13 protein-coding genes are annotated in these 15660 nt (G+C 48.7%); all 13 read right to left on the reverse strand.

Features of this window, described 5'->3' with window-relative positions:
* Nucleotides 1–60: 60 nt before the first annotated feature.
* Nucleotides 61–1401, reverse strand: a complete 1341-nt coding sequence (locus AZ66_RS05935; protein WP_044353999.1) for a peptidase U32 family protein — start codon at nt 1399–1401, stop codon at nt 61–63.
* Nucleotides 1402–1418: 17 nt separating this feature from the next.
* The gene (locus tag AZ66_RS05940; RefSeq protein ID WP_021260645.1) at nt 1419–2354 is read right to left on the reverse strand and encodes a peptidase U32 family protein; all 936 of its coding nucleotides are present in this window, start codon (nt 2352–2354) and stop codon (nt 1419–1421) included.
* Nucleotides 2355–2371: 17 nt separating this feature from the next.
* Nucleotides 2372–3433 carry an endolytic transglycosylase MltG gene (mltG, locus tag AZ66_RS05945; protein ID WP_044354000.1) on the reverse strand — a complete coding sequence of 354 codons (1062 nt, stop codon included), beginning with the start codon at nt 3431–3433 and terminating at the stop codon, nt 2372–2374.
* A gap of 97 nt (nt 3434–3530) precedes the next feature.
* Nucleotides 3531–3830, reverse strand: a complete 300-nt coding sequence (locus tag AZ66_RS05950; RefSeq protein ID WP_021260647.1) for a DUF1292 domain-containing protein — start codon at nt 3828–3830, stop codon at nt 3531–3533.
* Nucleotides 3827–4126 carry a DUF1292 domain-containing protein gene (locus tag AZ66_RS05955; protein WP_021257000.1) on the reverse strand — a complete coding sequence of 100 codons (300 nt, stop codon included), beginning with the start codon at nt 4124–4126 and terminating at the stop codon, nt 3827–3829. The genes AZ66_RS05950 and AZ66_RS05955 overlap by 4 nt, the downstream gene beginning before the upstream one ends.
* 9 nt (nt 4127–4135) lie before the next feature.
* Nucleotides 4136–4552: a Holliday junction resolvase RuvX gene (ruvX, locus tag AZ66_RS05960; protein ID WP_021257001.1), complete on the reverse strand. Its 417-nt coding sequence runs from the start codon at nt 4550–4552 to the stop codon at nt 4136–4138.
* A gap of 67 nt (nt 4553–4619) precedes the next feature.
* A complete protein-coding gene (locus tag AZ66_RS05965; protein ID WP_005547503.1) occupies nt 4620–4880 on the reverse strand; it encodes an IreB family regulatory phosphoprotein in 261 nt (86 codons plus the stop codon).
* A 156-nt stretch (nt 4881–5036) separates the two neighbouring features.
* Complete coding sequence (gene alaS, locus AZ66_RS05970) at nt 5037–7673, reverse strand: alanine--tRNA ligase (RefSeq protein WP_044354001.1); 2637 nt, start codon at nt 7671–7673, stop codon at nt 5037–5039.
* Between the two features lie 462 nt (nt 7674–8135).
* A complete protein-coding gene (locus AZ66_RS05975; protein WP_044354002.1) occupies nt 8136–11480 on the reverse strand; it encodes a SwmB domain-containing protein in 3345 nt (1114 codons plus the stop codon).
* A gap of 221 nt (nt 11481–11701) precedes the next feature.
* Complete coding sequence (locus tag AZ66_RS05980) at nt 11702–12766, reverse strand: AI-2E family transporter (RefSeq protein WP_044354003.1); 1065 nt, start codon at nt 12764–12766, stop codon at nt 11702–11704.
* Nucleotides 12767–12835: 69 nt separating this feature from the next.
* Complete coding sequence (gene nrdG / locus AZ66_RS05985; RefSeq protein ID WP_036620317.1) at nt 12836–13315, reverse strand: anaerobic ribonucleoside-triphosphate reductase activating protein; 480 nt, start codon at nt 13313–13315, stop codon at nt 12836–12838.
* A 2-nt stretch (nt 13316–13317) separates the two neighbouring features.
* Nucleotides 13318–15207, reverse strand: coding sequence for an anaerobic ribonucleoside triphosphate reductase (locus AZ66_RS05990; RefSeq protein WP_425311551.1), 1890 nt, complete (start codon nt 15205–15207; stop codon nt 13318–13320).
* A gap of 244 nt (nt 15208–15451) precedes the next feature.
* On the reverse strand, nt 15452–15660 hold a 209-nt coding region (locus AZ66_RS30425; protein WP_082061476.1), incomplete at its 5' end, for a hypothetical protein.

Below are 15660 nucleotides of genomic sequence, written 5' to 3' on the forward strand. Positions count from 1 at the left end.
GCACAAAAAAAGCCCCTACCATTCCGGTAAGGGCTCACTTATTCCGTTATTCTAAATCATTTACGCTTTGGCATTCTTCTTACGCATCATATCGAAATACGTAACTGGCTGTTCGACCTTCATACGCACGAGCTGCAGCGGATGGCGAGCTGCATCCAGCTCATTGCCTTCTGTATCCCACAGCTTCTCTACCTTCTGCTTGAAGAACGTATTGTTCGGGCCGAAGAACTCAACTTCAGCTCCAACCTTGAAGTGATTGCGCTGTTGAACCGTCGCGATGCCTGTCTCAGCATCGTAGTCCATAACCAATCCAGCGAAATCATAAGGTGCCGGCTTGTCTTCGGGCTCGTAAATATGATCCTCATGATCCGGCTCTTCGTAGAAGAAACCTGTATTGACAGGGCGGTTAGCCGCCTTATAGATCTCGTCCAGCCATTCCTGCTTCAGCTCATAATTGTCCGGGTCGGCCATATACGCATCAATGACTTTCCGATACACATTGACGACCGTAGCCACATAGTGAATCGACTTCATCCGACCTTCAATCTTGAAGCTGTCCACCCCAACGTCGATCAGATCCGGCAGATGCTCAATCATGCACAAGTCCTTCGCGCTCATGGCGAACGCATTGTCATTTTCATCGAACAACGCCTTTTGATTGACGCCCAGACGGAACTGCTCCAATACAGACGAACCGGCAGCTTCCTCTTCGCTGATCATATCCATTGCATCTGCACGGTCATCCTCAAACAGATCGTATTTCCAACGGCATGATTGGCAGCAGCCGCCACGGTTGGAATCGCGGTTTGTGAAGTGGTTGGACAACACACAGCGTCCAGAATAAGAAGAACACATCGCACCGTGAATAAAGGCCTCAATTTCGATGTCGACGTGATTTTTCATTTCCTGAATCTCATCCATGCTCGTCTCCCGAGCTAAGACGACGCGAGGCATACCTTCATCTTTCCAGTATTGGATCGTCTGCCAGTTCGCGATGGACTGCTGTGTACTTACGTGAACCTCCAGCTTCGGCGCCACGCGCGTCGCAGTATCAATGATGAATGGATCTGCGGCAATAATGGCACTAATGCCCGCATCCTCCAAATTACGAAGATATTCCTCTAACCCTTCGATATCTTCATTATGCGCATAAATATTCGTCGCCACGAACACCTTCGCGCCATATTTTTTAGCGAACTCCACACCTTCACGCATTTCTTCAAAGCTGAAATTGTCCGCATTGGAACGCAGACCGTATTTTTGCCCGCCAATGTATACGGCATCCGCACCGTAGTGAATGGCGAACTTCAACTTCTCCAAATTACCGGCGGGAGCAAGTAATTCCGGTTTGTCCAAGCGATATCGCTTGCCGTTATATTTACGTTTCGTTTGTGTACTCATCGTTGTACGCTCCCTCCTTAATACATTTGTTCTTTATAGAAAAATCCGAATGAGAGCTCTCGCTCTGGATCTTGAACCGCACGAATGCGTTCCAGCCATTCTTCCTTCATGGAATACCCTTCAGGATCGGCGATATAGGTATCAATCGCTTCGCGATACACGCGAACAATGGATTCATTATATGAAATAGACTTCAAAATTCCTTCGATCTTGAAGCTGTCGATGTGCGCATCGAGCAGCAACTTCAAATCTTCGATGATGCACATATCGTCTGAACTCATGATATGTGTTCCATTCGCATCTTCATACATCGGGAACTTCTCATCCTGACGTTCACGCTCTACGAGGAACAGCTTCTGCTCCATCCCTACCTCATATGTGCCTTCTTCTTTGCCAAGATGACGCATGTAATGGTGAACTAAATGGCGCTTGGAATGATATATATTCGTCATCCCATGGATTTGAACTTGAACTTCCATATCCGGAAGCTCTCGCTTCATCTCTACTACTTGCTCCAGGTTCAGCTCGCGGGCAGCAACGATACGGCTTGCGCCACGTTTCTGCCAGTACTGAGCTGTCCGGTAGTTCGTCGATGTCATCTCCGCATTCCATTGCAGACGAAGGGTTGGCGCTGCTGTTCGTGCAACCATAATTACAGCTGGATCGCCATAGGCAATCGCATCAACGCCCAGTTCCTCAAGTCGCTTCAAGTAAGACGACAGATCTGTCAGATGCTCATTATGCATAATATTATTTACTGCAACATACAGCTTGGCGTTATGGCTGCGGACGATCGGCAGGCTTGCCTCGATATCTGCAATGGTCATTTCGCCTGGCATGCGCATGCTATATTTTTCTTCCCCGACGAGGACTGCATTCGCTCCTGCTTGAAGCAAGCGTTCCAATTCCTCAACACTGCCTGCGGTAACAAGCAATTCAGGTTGATAAGTCATGTTTATTTCACCGCTTTCTATTGTGCTGCCATTTTCTTGCTCTGTTCGATATTACGCTGATGCTCTGGGAATGTCTTGGCGAACAGATGCGTGTGGGTGCCGTCTTTTTTCGTCACATAATACAAATATTCTGAAGCCTCCGGCTTCAATACTGCTTGAATGGAGGCCGTACTTGGACTGGAAATAGGCCCTGGCGGCAATTTATCTATTTTATACGTGTTGTACGGACTGTCGATTTCCAAGTCCTTATAATACAAACGTTCCTTCGGCTTGTCCAGTGCATATTGAACAGTAGCATCTATTTGCAGACGCATCCCCTTTGCAATTCGATTATCGATGACCCCCGCAATCAATGGACGCTCAGCATCCACAACCGCTTCTCGCTCAACAAGCGAAGCCAAGGTCAGCATATCGTGCAGCGTCAGCCCACGCGTCTTCAAATCAGATTCCCAAGTTGCGGAAGCCTGCGACAATCGCTTCTCTGTCTCTTGCACCATCCGTGCAATGATCTCTTCCTCAGAGCTCCCCCTCTTCAACTCATAGGTCTCAGGGAACAAGTATCCTTCAAGACGATGCTTCAGCTTGGCGTCAGTCGGAATATGTTCAGCGATCGGAGCCTGTCCCTTAAGCCAATCCGTATCATTCGCCAGCTTCAAGAATTGATCCTTATCCACAATGCCATCATTGCTTAGTTTGTCCGCAATTTGTTCTACGGTATAACCTTCTGGAATCGTGAAGCGAACCATTTCTTCTGGCACGACTTCCCCGCTGTTAAGCTTCGCGATAATGTCGTCATACGTAACACCGGGACGGAACGCATATTTCCCCGCTTGGAAGCGGCTTCCCTCCCCGTTCCATTTCAAATACACTTTAAAAATGAGTGCATTGCGAATAATTCCCCGCTCCTCCAGCTGTGATGCGATTGCTGCTGTTCCAGAGCCCTGTTGGATCGAAACGGGAATCTCCCGTTCTTCTTGCGCGAGCGGACGCATCCCGCTCCATATATAACCAACACTAGCGCCAGCTACGAGTAGAAGCACAAGGCTGATCGTGAGCAGCACCTTCGAGCCTTTCTTCATCCACACACTCTCCTACATGGAAAAAGAGCGGAAATCCGCCCTTTTTCCGTAAAATATCAGTTAGCCGATGCCATCCACCGACTCTACAAACGACAAATTAAAATTCGTCTCGGTACGTTAATTCATCATACAGCTCAGCTACTTCTTCCCACTCGTCATCATCTTCGATCGTTTCGAGCTCCCAGCCCTCTGCTTCGCTCCCGATAATGCGATACAGTTCCTGCTCCGGTTCTTGAGCACCTTCCGGAAGAAGTACTGCATACGCTCGATCATCAAGCCGGAATTCAGCGATTAACGATAAGACACGACTATGACCAGCGTCATCCGTCATCTCAACGAATTGACCGAAGGCATTCTTTAGCTGTTCTGTCAATTGAAGTTCAAGTCGTTCGGTCACCCTTCATTCTCCTCATCCGCTGTAAATAACGTATTGAACGTTTCCTCGACAATATTCCATTCTTCTTCGTCCGTAATGGTAAACAGCTTCAAATCGTCGTCCTCTTCCTCATAACGGAACGCGTACACTTCATCCGCATCTTCATCATCAGAATCGACAGGTACGACCATCATATATTTTTTGTCCGTGCCATCTACATCGAACTTCATAATAACTTCGAATTCTTCCTCGTTGCCCTCGTCGTCCGGAATATAAATGATCTCCGGTTCTTCTTGCAAATGTTCATCTCGTGTCATAGTAACCCCTCACCTTCTTGATTGATAGTCAAGATATGTTTGTAATATAATGGTTGCCGCCATCTTATCGATGACTTGTCGACGCTTCTTGCGACTGACGTCAGCTTCCAGCAATGCGCGTTCTGCCGACACCGTACTCAAGCGTTCATCCCACAGGTGAACGGGCAATCCGAACGACTGCTTCAACTGTTCTGCAAATGACATGCTTAGCTCGCCCCGAGGTCCGACTGTGCCATTCATGTTCTTCGGCAGTCCAAGGACGAAGGCTTCCACGCCGTGCTCTTTCACAATGTCACCAAGTCGCTTCAGATCATTCTCTGGTTTACGGCGCTCAATGACTTCAAGTCCTTGTGCCGTCCAACCAAAAGCATCGCTTATCGCGACACCGATCCGTCGATCTCCGTAATCCAAGCCAAGAATCTTCATTCAGTCTCTCCCAGTATTCTTCCAGTGATGCTTACTTCTCTATCCGTGCTGCATTCATCCTCGCGACTTATCGGTGATGATTCAAGTAGAAGCGAACTAATTCTTCAATCAGTTCGTCCCGCTCTTTCTTCCTCACGATACTTCGAGCGTTGTTATGCCGCGGGATATAAGCGGGATCCCCGGATAGAAGATAACCTACGATTTGGTTAATAGGATTGTATTCCTTCTCGAGAAGCGCATCATAGACAGACAACAGGATATCTTCGTTGGAAGCTTGCTGTTCCTCCGCTTTTACATTGAACTTCATCGTCTTATCCATGGAATTCATCGCTAACACCTCGCTTTACTCTTATCATAACACATACCCGAACAAACTAGAAAATATTCCGTTCCAAAGCTTGGCATTGTTCACAAATTTGACGACAATAACCTCCCTATGGAATCGGATCAGGGAGCCCCTATTGCAGGGCTCCCCTCTCTTATATTATACGCCAAGCTGCTTCCCAACTAGCTCATCCACGAGAGCCAATGCCTCTGGCAGCTTGGAAGCGTCTTTGCCTCCAGCTTGCGCCATGTCAGGACGGCCGCCACCGCCACCGCCGCACACAGAAGCGAGCTCTTTAATCAACTTGCCGGCATGAAGCCCCTTCTTTACAAGCTCTGGAGCAACAGCAACAACGAAGTTCACTTTATCTTCATTTACTGCACCGAGTGCGATAATCGCTTCTGGAAGCTTCGCCTTCAGTTCGTCTGCCGTCGTACGAAGTGCATCCATACCGCCTGCATCGACTTGTGCAGCCAGCACTTGAACACCAGCAACGGTTCTAACTTGGTCTGTCAGTTGTCCTGCTTCAATGCTGCTCAGCTTGCTCTTAAGCGATTCATTCTCGCGGGACAGCTCTTTCTCGCGGGAGAACATAGCTTCAATACGCTTCGGTACATCCGCTACATTCGATTTAAGCAAGGAACCTGCTTGCTTCAACAGTTCCAATTGCGCCTCCATATACTGATACGCATGACGGCCCGTTACAGCCTCAATACGGCGTACACCAGAACCGATGCCGCTCTCGCTTACGATCTTGAAGAGACCGATTTCCGAGGTGCTGCTAACATGGCAGCCACCGCACAGCTCAATGCTGTAATCGCCAACTTGTACGACACGCACAACATCGCCGTACTTTTCGCCGAACAACGCCATTGCGCCCATTTCTTTGGCCTCATCAATCGATTTCGATTCGATGACGAGTTGTGTGCCTTTCCAGATTTGCTCGTTGACACGATGCTCGATGTCCACAAGCTCCTCTTCGCTAATGCTGCCCAAATGTGTGAAGTCGAAGCGAAGACGGTCAGGCTGCACGAGAGATCCTGCTTGGTTCGCATGCTCACCCAATACAAGTTTGAGCGCCTTATGAAGCAAGTGTGTCGCAGTATGATTCTTAATAATATCCTCACGAATCGCACGAGCTACTGCAGCTTGTACTTGCATGCCGACGCGCAGCGTTCCTTCTTCCACGCGCACAACTGCGATATGCTGACCATGAGGAGCTTTCCATACATCTTCAACTGCTCCTTTGAATCCAGCTGCTGTAAGGACACCGCTGTCGCTTACTTGGCCGCCGCTCTCCGCATAGAATGGCGTGCGATCAAGCACTACTTGGCATGTCGAGCCTACTTGTGCTTCTTCTGCCATTTCGTTATCCACGATCAGCGCCAGTACGCTGGATTCAGTTACCAACTCATTATATCCAACGAATTCGCTTTTAGTCGTGTAATCAGCAAGTGGCCCGCCTTGTACCTTCATGCTTCCCGTATCTTGACGAGCTGCACGGGCACGATCGCGCTGTTCTTGCATCGCCTGGTCGAAGCCTTCACGATCAACCGTCAATCCATGTTCAGAAGCATAATCTTCTGTCAAATCGAATGGGAATCCATACGTGTCATACAATTTGAACGCTTCTTGTCCGCCAATTTGCGTACGTCCTTCCTGCTTCGCAGCAGATGCCAAGCTTTCCAGAATCGCCAAGCCTTCGACAAGCGTCTCATGGAATCGCTCTTCCTCGTTTTTGATTACCTTCTCAATGAACTCGCGTTTTTCAACGATTTCGTTGTAATGTGAGCCCATTACTTCGCATACCGTCTGTACCAGCTCTACCATGAATGGACGGTCAATGCCGAGGATCTTGCCGTAACGGACTGCACGACGCAGCAAGCGGCGGATTACATAACCACGGCCTTCATTAGATGGCAGTACGCCATCGCCTACAGCGAATGTTACGGTACGAACATGGTCTGCGATTACTTTCAAGGCAACGTCGAGCTCTGGACGCTCATTATATTTCACGCCTGCAATGCGACATGTTGCTTGAATGATCGGCTGGAACAAGTCTGTATCGAAGTTGGAGTCCACATCCTGCAAGATTGAAGCGAAGCGCTCCAAGCCGGCGCCTGTATCAATATTTTTGTTTGGAAGCGGCGTATAGCTGCCGTCCTTGTTATGGTTGTATTGTGAGAATACATTGTTCCATACTTCCAAGTAGCGCTCGTTCTCTCCGCTTGGATAGCATTCTGGATCCTCTTCCAATGTTCCGTACTTTTCTCCGCGATCGTAGAAGATCTCTGTACAAGGACCGCAAGGGCCTTCCCCGATATCCCAGAAGTTGTCGTCGCCTGTCTTCACAATATGGTCAGCAGGAAGACCGATCTTCTCATTCCACAGCTTGTATGCTTCTTCATCATCGTTATGGACAGTAACATAGAGACGATTCGGATCGAAGCCGATCCATTCTTTGCTTGTCAAGAACTCCCAAGCCCATGTAATGGCTTCTTCTTTGAAATAATCGCCGATGGAGAAGTTCCCCAGCATTTCGAAGAACGTATGGTGACGGCGAGTCTTGCCGACATTCTCGATATCGTTCGTACGAATACATTTTTGCGAGTTTGCGATACGCGGGTTCTCAGGCTTCACGCGTCCATCAAAATAAGGCTTGAGCGGTGCCATACCCGCATTAATCCAGAGCAAAGATGGGTCATTGTGTGGTACAAGCGATGCGCTTGGCTCAATGTGATGCCCTTTGCTTTCAAAGAATTTCAACCATTTTTCGCGAATTTCACTAGCCTTCATGAATAAACGCCCCCAATATTTTATTTAAAGAATTGAACTTGAACTATTAAAAAATAAAAAAATCGCCCCTGAAAATCAGGGACGATTCATATATCGCGGTACCACCCTGGTTATCGCATACATCTCACCCCATTTTATCAAGCCTGCGTATCATGCAAGCAACGGGCAAGACAAGCGTCTGCGATCGCCTCGACGTTGATAACGGGTACGTCCCGGTGAAGTTCCATTCACACTCAGAAATTAGCGTTCAGCTGTTCTTCAAGGTGAAGATTCTTGCAGCCAGCCGGCATATGCCGATCCGGAATCTTCTCTCTGATCCTAGGGCTTCAGCTTACTCGTTTTCGTCTTCGTTTTGTTCCATATACCTATCCAATAATTTAGTATAAGCAGCAGGCAGACGGTTGTCAAACTTCTTTCGTTTGATCCCATCCGCCTGCTCAACGGATTTTCACCGAAATGCGATTATCCTAAATATTCAATTTGCTCGAGCATGCGTTTCAGCATAACTGCTGCCTGTGCACGTGTCGCGGTAGCCTTAGGCTGGAATGTATTCGCGGTCATCCCTTGAACGATCCCTGCGGATACTGCCTTACCTACGCCGTCGCGAGCGTAGCCGCTCACTTGTCCGCGATCATTGAACTTGTTGAGTGCGCTCGGGTTCGAAGCCACATTTCGTCCTGTATATTCCATAGCTCGAACGAGCATAACAGCCATTTGTTCACGGTTGATCGACTCATTCGGACGGAACATGCCATTTTCATAACCGCCAATAATTCCTGCCTTGGTCGCAGCCCCAATATAAGGAGCCATCATGCTGGTCTGATTCACATCGCGATAAGCGGAAGCACCGGATGCATCAGCTTGAAGCCCAAGCGAGCGTGCCAGCAAAATCGCGAACTGCCCGCGCGTAATGTTGGCGTTTGGAGCAAATGCATTATTGCTAACACCCTCGATGATATACTTCGATGCCAATTCACGGATAGCGTCGCGTCCCCAGTGATTTCTAATATCCGAGAAGTCCTTCGAGCGATCCATCATGGCAACGGAACGATTGCCCTTGAACTGGAAGGCGTATACCGCAACCCCTAGCTCCTGCTTCGTCACTGTAGGCACGTATCCCGCCTTGTTCAGCACGGAATCATAACGAACGGCTGATGCATTACTACGCTGTATCAATTGTGCGTTGCGCACTTTATATTTCAAGTTGGCCTCAATTGTACGAGGCGTGGCTGAGCCGGCAAATGACGACAAGCGGAATTCAATCGGGTTGACACGCACGCGTGCACCTGTATCGTTCAGGCTGCGCAGCAATGCATTGGAATCCGATCCCGACTGCGATTCTGCTTGAAGCAGCAGGTATGCCTGATTGTTCCCCCACTCGCGTTCAAGCGCACGGAAGTCCAGCTCACGAAGCGGTACCGACATCAATATATCGCCATAACGAATGGAGAAAATCGCGTCATTCGCCTTATTGTATACTTCATTCAACGTTTGTAATGGAACAGCAACCACTGCTCCGCGCTCAGATGTCGGCACATCAAATGCCAGATGATTACGCGTACCGTTCTTGAGTACATATTCAAAAGATGATTTCAACTTGGTTGCCGGTATTGTATAACGCTTCGCAGTGCTTCCGCTCAAGGAACGATCGGAGCTCGTGTCCGCTGCCGAACTGGAGAGCAAATACCATCCATCATCCAAGAACCAGCGGAACGTAGCCGGCTGCAAATCTCCAGGTCGTGTTGTGGAACCATCAGTTTTATTCGTAACGGTCGTAGAAGCAAACGACTGTAGCGAATTCCCTGCTAAGTCCTTAACCGGATTTTTACCCTGCAAGTAAGCAACCGTTACCGCGCTGTATGCATTGACCGCTTCGTCCAGCGTCAAGGTAACTTCTTCATTGCGTGTCGAAGCACGCTTTACCTTAATCACTCGATTGTCCGAATGCACCACGAATTGAGATTCGTCCGGCGAAGGGAGTTCCTTTAAGCGCTCGGAGAAGACAAGCGTCATCGTGCTGCCTTTCACAGAAGCTGAACGCAAGGTTGGAGCCGTTCGGTCAGAACCATTGTCCACCTTCTTCAAGGTAAATATAGCTGCCTTGTTCCCCGCCAGATCCGAAATACGAGGCTCTCCCGTACCTGGCACATAGGATACCGTGACATCATCACCATCGCTAACACTGGAGCTCAAGATCAGATTAACCACATTGTCTCGCACTTGAACAGAATCGACACTTCGGGATGAGCGATTGACATACACCGAGAAATGACTGCGCGGCGGTACTTTGCTCGTGTCTAATTGCTCATTATAAGTCAACGTCAACAGGCTCCCGCTTACTTCTGCCCGTTGAAGCACTGGCGCCTTCGTATCCGCATCATTGCGCGCCAGCACATCTGTAAATGCTTCAAGCTTGTTGCCGCTCCGATCCGTCAACGGATATCGATCTGGCTTGTAACTTACTCGCACCGTTTGATTATCGCGGATTACATAAATAAGCGACAGCGTTACCTTCGAGCCGTCCACAGATATGCGGCTGACTGTCTTCTCGCTTCCATCAACAGTCACCTTGAATTGCTCATAAGCACGCGCCGACACTGCATCCAGCGGCTCCGACATATCCAACACTACCTTCATGCCTTGTGCATTCACTTGCTTCACAACAGGAGGCGTACGGTCAACCTCATTGCTCACCGATACTTTCTCAAATGCAGCAGCCGCATTGCCGGCCGTATCCTGAATAGACTTGCGGTCAGCGCCAGGACGATAGGAAATGGAAATGCTCTGACCCACAGAGACTCCGTTCTCCAGGCTTACATCAACATAATCGCTGCCCATAGCTGTACCCGTTACACGGCGTGTGTCACCATTTACCCATACCTCGAAGCTTACAGCTGGTGGAACCGATGTCTTCTTCAATTCCTTGTCGAACGTTAAGCGAATCGTGTCCACCTTGCTCAGCGCAGCGGATTTCAACGATGGAGCCGCTGTATCCGGATTGCCTGTTGTAAATTTCCATGTATTCAATCCAGCATAAGACTTCCCACTTGCATTGCGCAGAGAGTCTGCCGCAATCTCAATCGTGTAATCCATATTTGGCTTCAATTGTTGAACGGGATCAATCGTAATTGTATTTGTTCCGTCTCCCGTAACCCGGTTAGAAGACATCGGCAGCGCTTCGAGCACTTTGCCGTCCTTCGCCTGCTTCATAATGACGCTCCCGCCGGATTGCTTCCATACCTTCTCCTTGAAAGTCAACACAAGCTTGGAATCCACACGGACGTCCCGTTGCCCGATCGCTGGCGATACCGTATCCAACTGAGGCGCTCCAGTATCAGCTGCTGTCGTGAACGTCCACTCCGTAGGGTCATAAATACCCAGGAACTCAGAGCTGCCAGACTTGAACGTACCGAAATCAGCTTGAACCCGATAGGAAGTCCCAGACTCCAACGACTTGGATAGCGTAATCGTTGCTTTTTTCTTCGTATCATCGAGCCGAACTTGGCTGCCGTCTACTGCAACATCTTCTACCTTATCGCCATTTTTCTTTCTTACGGTGATGTTCCCGCTTCCTTTTTCCACTTCACTAGTAAATGTAAGAATAAGTTCAGTTCCGACATTGACATCCGTCGCTCCAGCAGCTGGAGACATGGATGCCACCTTAATTGTTTTCAAGCCCTCTATTTTATCTTTCACTGAGTCTTTAAGCGCTGTGCTTGAGTCTGTCTGCGGCAATGCCATTGCGGCATTCGCAGAAAGTTCCATCGCTAAAGCAATGGTGAGCAATACCGCAAGTGTTCGTTTCACGTAGAACTCTCCTCCCTTAATTTCCCGTTCGTTCCCAGGACGCAGCTTCGCATAGTTTCACGAATAAAATGAACGGCGTCCATCCTTCATTACCGCCGTATCCAATTCTTTAAACGCGCCGAACAACATATTTGTTGTTCATAATTGCGAAACTTTCTGAAAAACTAGGTCCTAAGTAGGATATTCCGTTCCCGTGATTTCCCTCCACTACCGATAAATGCTCACACTGTCTTTCTTCGGATTTGATAGGCTACAATATGCTGACAGATTACTTTTACGACTGCAAAGAAAGGAACCGCAAGGATTAGCCCCACAACTCCAGCAATCTCCCCGCCCACTAGCAGGGCGAAAATGATCGTCAACGGATGCATATGAAGCGTCTTGCCCACGATCTGTGGAGAAATAATATTCCCCTCTACAATTTGGCAGATGGTATTTACAATAATTACAAAAATAACCATTTTTAGCGATACCGTCGCTGCGAAGATAAGTGCGGGAGCAGCACCGAAGTATGGCCCGAGATAAGGAATAATATTGAACACGGCTACACATAACGCAAGCAGGAGCGCATAGGGCATGCCAATTATCCAATAGCCGATATATGCAAGCACACCGATAATAAGGCATACGAGAAATTGACCTCGGACGTAGCTTCCTAGTGCAGCATCAATTTCTCGGAATAGCATCACCGTATGCTTGCGATGCGAACGCGGCACATAAGCTATTACCGCCCTCTCGAATACGTCAAAATCTTTCAATATGTAGAAAATTAGGAATGGTACGATAAGCGCAATGAAGAGCAAATTAATGGTGGCTCCAATATTTTCCATGAAATCCGATATCGCTTTGCCTATGCGCTCCTCTAGAGCATAAATGGAGTCGTTTAATCCGGAACGCACAGAAGACGGCATCGTCTTGCTAACCCCGTCCATCATCTGTTCCGCCTTCGCATTCAGGTGAGGCATCTGATTGTTAAGCTCTGCAAGCTGCTTCACCAGCATGGGGATGATATTGACTAAAATCACGGTAACTACCGCAATAAACACTGCATAAATAAGCAGCACAGCCATCGTTCGAGGCACTTTCCGCTCATTGAGCAGGATTACGATCGGATTTAACACATAGGCAATGATCATGGCCACGAAGAAGGGGGCAAGCACGGCCTTGAGGAAGCCATATACATGCCCGATAAGAGGTTTCATCATAAATAGAAAATAGAGGATGATAAGACCAAGCAGACAATAGATAGCCATTACAAAAAGACGGTTCTTCCAAAAACGCTCCACTGTATTACACACTCCGTTCATGTACGCTTGTGATGTAGAATGCTTGCAATACAGTAAAGTATGTGTAGCCTAGGGAGAAATTAATCCAACTGGTATCCCTTCCTCCATCCGCCATATGCGCTGATTGTCACTGCCGCGGAAGGGAAGTCCTGGACAACGGCGCTCCGCTACGAACGGACCATCAACCAATACATTCACACAGCGAAGCAGCTCTTGCTGGTCAGCTGTTCCTCTTTCAAGCAGCTGCTCCACCGTATATCCCGTATATGCCCATATATGTCGACCCGACTGACGCAGCAGCCGGGCAAGTTCCTTCACTTCCTTCGCTTGCATGAACGGTTCTCCACCGGACAGTGTGACATCCGTAAGCGGATTGGACAGCACCTCGGCTGCCACCTCCGCTACAGTCATTTCCGTGCCGTTCATCATGTTCCACGATTGCGGATTATGACACCCCTCGCACTGATGGGGGCAGCCGCTGAAGAACACAACTGTACGCAGTCCCTCGCCATCAACGACACTGTCATGCAAAATAGATAGAACACGCATACTCATCGATGCTTCACCCGCTCCGTCTCTTCCTTCCGCTTCGCAGAGTTCCACTTATCCATATCCCCTACCAAATAACCGGTAATGCGGCGAATACGCTCTATCTGTGAACCTGAGCTTCCACACATCGGGCAGCTGTCTTCAATCGTATCTTGATGGCCGCAAGTACGACAGCGATCAACAGGATGATTAAGAGAACCATACCCAATCCCGCTCATCGCCATTGCACGCACAATACGATCAAGTGCCTGTGGGTTGGCTTTGGCGCTTCCATCCAGCTCAACATACGTGATATGCCCGGCATTGCACAGCTCATGGAACGGCCCTTCGATTTGAATCTTGTCGATTGCCTTCAATGAGTAATAGACGGGTACGTGGAACGAGTTGGTGTAATATTTCCGATCTGTAATTCCTTTTCTCACTCCAAAATCATCCCGATCCCGGCTCGTAAATTTACCCGATAGACCTTCAGCCGGCGTCGCGATTAAGGAGAAATTAAAGCCTGTCGCTTCAATCGCCTCATCCATTCGCATACGCATATGAGACACAATGCGCATACCTAGCTTGCGTGCATCCTCAGACTGGCCATGATGGGAGCCAACAAGCGCTACAAGCGCCTCAGCAAGTCCGATAAAGCCAACACTAAGCGTCCCCTGCTTCAGGATATCCCCCAGCTCATCCTCGGGCTGCAAGTCCTCGCTTCCGCGCCATACCCCTTGCTTCATAAGAAAGGCAAAGTCTCGCACCTGCTTCTTCGATTGATAGTCGAATCGCTCCCTCAACTGCTTCACTGTCAAGGACAGAAGCGAGTCCAATCGGCCAAAGAAATCATCTACACTGGACGACATCATAGCAAGGCGAACAAGATTCAAGGAGGTAAATGACAAGTTCCCTCTGCCGATCGCCGTTTCGTCCCCGTTCACATTACCCATGACGCGCGTTCTGCAGCCCATGTAGCATGCCTCGCTCTCCGGTGTGCCGTTATCGTACTGCGCATTGAACGGAGCATCGAGAAAGGCAAAGTTAGGGAACAGCCGCTGCGCTGTCGTTTGCAAGGCAAGCTGGTACAGATCGTAGTTCGGATCAGCAGGATCGAAGTTGACGCCTTTCTTCACTTTGAATATTTGAATCGGGAAGATAGGTGTTTCTCCTCTACCAAGACCGGCCTGCGTTGCGAGAAGAAACTGTTTAATCAGCATTCTTCCCTCCACAGAGGTATCCGTGCCATAGTTCAATGAGATGAACGGCACCTGCCCGCCGCCTCTAGAATGCATCGAGTTCGCATTATGAATGAATGCCTCGCAGGCCTGATATACGTCACGTTCCGTTAGTCTCCACGCCTCTGTCTCTAGATCGAAATCTGCTTGCAGTGGCAGTGATTCCATATAGCGAATATGGCGATTGAATGTCTTACGTACATAAGGGGCCACATCATAATCGAACATCGGATACGCCTGTCCGCCATGCTGCTGGTTCTGGTTCGCCTGCAATATAATCGATGCCAGCGCAAGCGCGCTCTTTATATCCTGCGGCTCGCGCATATATCCATGACCTGTGTTGAACCCCTGCTTCAACATCTTGCCCAGAGGAATCTGGCAGCACGTTGTCGTACCGGAGGCATAGAAATCAAGATCATGTGGATACATCAGGTTCTGCTCCACTGCATCTCTTACGTCTGCAGACAGCAAATGTTGAACCGCATACCAGCGTGCGCTTTCGCTAGCGATCTTCCCCATCATACCCATTGGCGATCTTCCATCTACATTCGCATTTTCCTGCATCAGATCCTGATTTCCACCGTCAACAATCTCATGCAGCGATGCCGTCAGCCGCTCTGTGCTGGTCCGCTTGCTCCGATCCCATACTGCGTTCGTCCGTTTCATGGATACCATCGTCATATCAACTCATTCCTTTCACTTTATGTACCATCATTTTCAGTGCAATTTGTCTATGTTAACTATATCTAGTGTTGTTATTTGAAAATGAGCACAATATGTATTATGAACGAACTCTTTTTCTCACAATATGAGATTCATCACGGACAAATGGCCGACCATGCAAAAAGCGCCCGCAATCGCCTCTACAAGGCGGTTACGAGCGCTTATGTTCCATATGGTGGATATTTCTGCCTGACCCTTACGATGAAGCCTGCGCCTCTGGGAACGAAGGTGCAGCAAATTCATCACCAAAAAACAAGTCATCCAGAGAGCTTAATGTGCCATCCTCTTCGACCTGGTAAACTGACATCTTGTCACCGTTCACCGTCAGCTCTATATAACATCCCCAGCAATAAAATTGGTGGGAACCAATTTTCCCGATATCTTTGGAATTGCAATTCGGGCATC

The sequence above is a fragment of the Paenibacillus sp. E194 genome (assembly GCF_000935845.1).
Lineage (GTDB): Bacteria > Bacillota > Bacilli > Paenibacillales > Paenibacillaceae > Paenibacillus_B > Paenibacillus_B alvei_B.

What these genes read in the sequence shown, in the direction of transcription:
- AZ66_RS05935 (WP_044353999.1), bottom strand. Translation starts at nt 1,401, where the DNA reads ATGAGTACACAAACGAAACGTAAATATAACGGCAAGCGATATCGCTTG.
- AZ66_RS05940 (WP_021260645.1), bottom strand. Translation starts at nt 2,354, where the DNA reads ATGACTTATCAACCTGAATTGCTTGTTACCGCAGGCAGTGTTGAGGAA.
- mltG (WP_044354000.1), bottom strand. Translation starts at nt 3,433, where the DNA reads ATGAAGAAAGGCTCGAAGGTGCTGCTCACGATCAGCCTTGTGCTTCTA.
- AZ66_RS05955 (WP_021257000.1), bottom strand. Translation starts at nt 4,126, where the DNA reads ATGACACGAGATGAACATTTGCAAGAAGAACCGGAGATCATTTATATT.
- ruvX (WP_021257001.1), bottom strand. Translation starts at nt 4,552, where the DNA reads ATGAAGATTCTTGGCTTGGATTACGGAGATCGACGGATCGGTGTCGCG.
- AZ66_RS05965 (WP_005547503.1), bottom strand. Translation starts at nt 4,880, where the DNA reads ATGAATTCCATGGATAAGACGATGAAGTTCAATGTAAAAGCGGAGGAA.
- alaS (WP_044354001.1), bottom strand. Translation starts at nt 7,673, where the DNA reads ATGAAGGCTAGTGAAATTCGCGAAAAATGGTTGAAATTCTTTGAAAGC.
- nrdG (WP_036620317.1), bottom strand. Translation starts at nt 13,315, where the DNA reads ATGCGTGTTCTATCTATTTTGCATGACAGTGTCGTTGATGGCGAGGGA.
- AZ66_RS05990 (WP_425311551.1), bottom strand. Translation starts at nt 15,207, where the DNA reads ATGGTATCCATGAAACGGACGAACGCAGTATGGGATCGGAGCAAGCGG.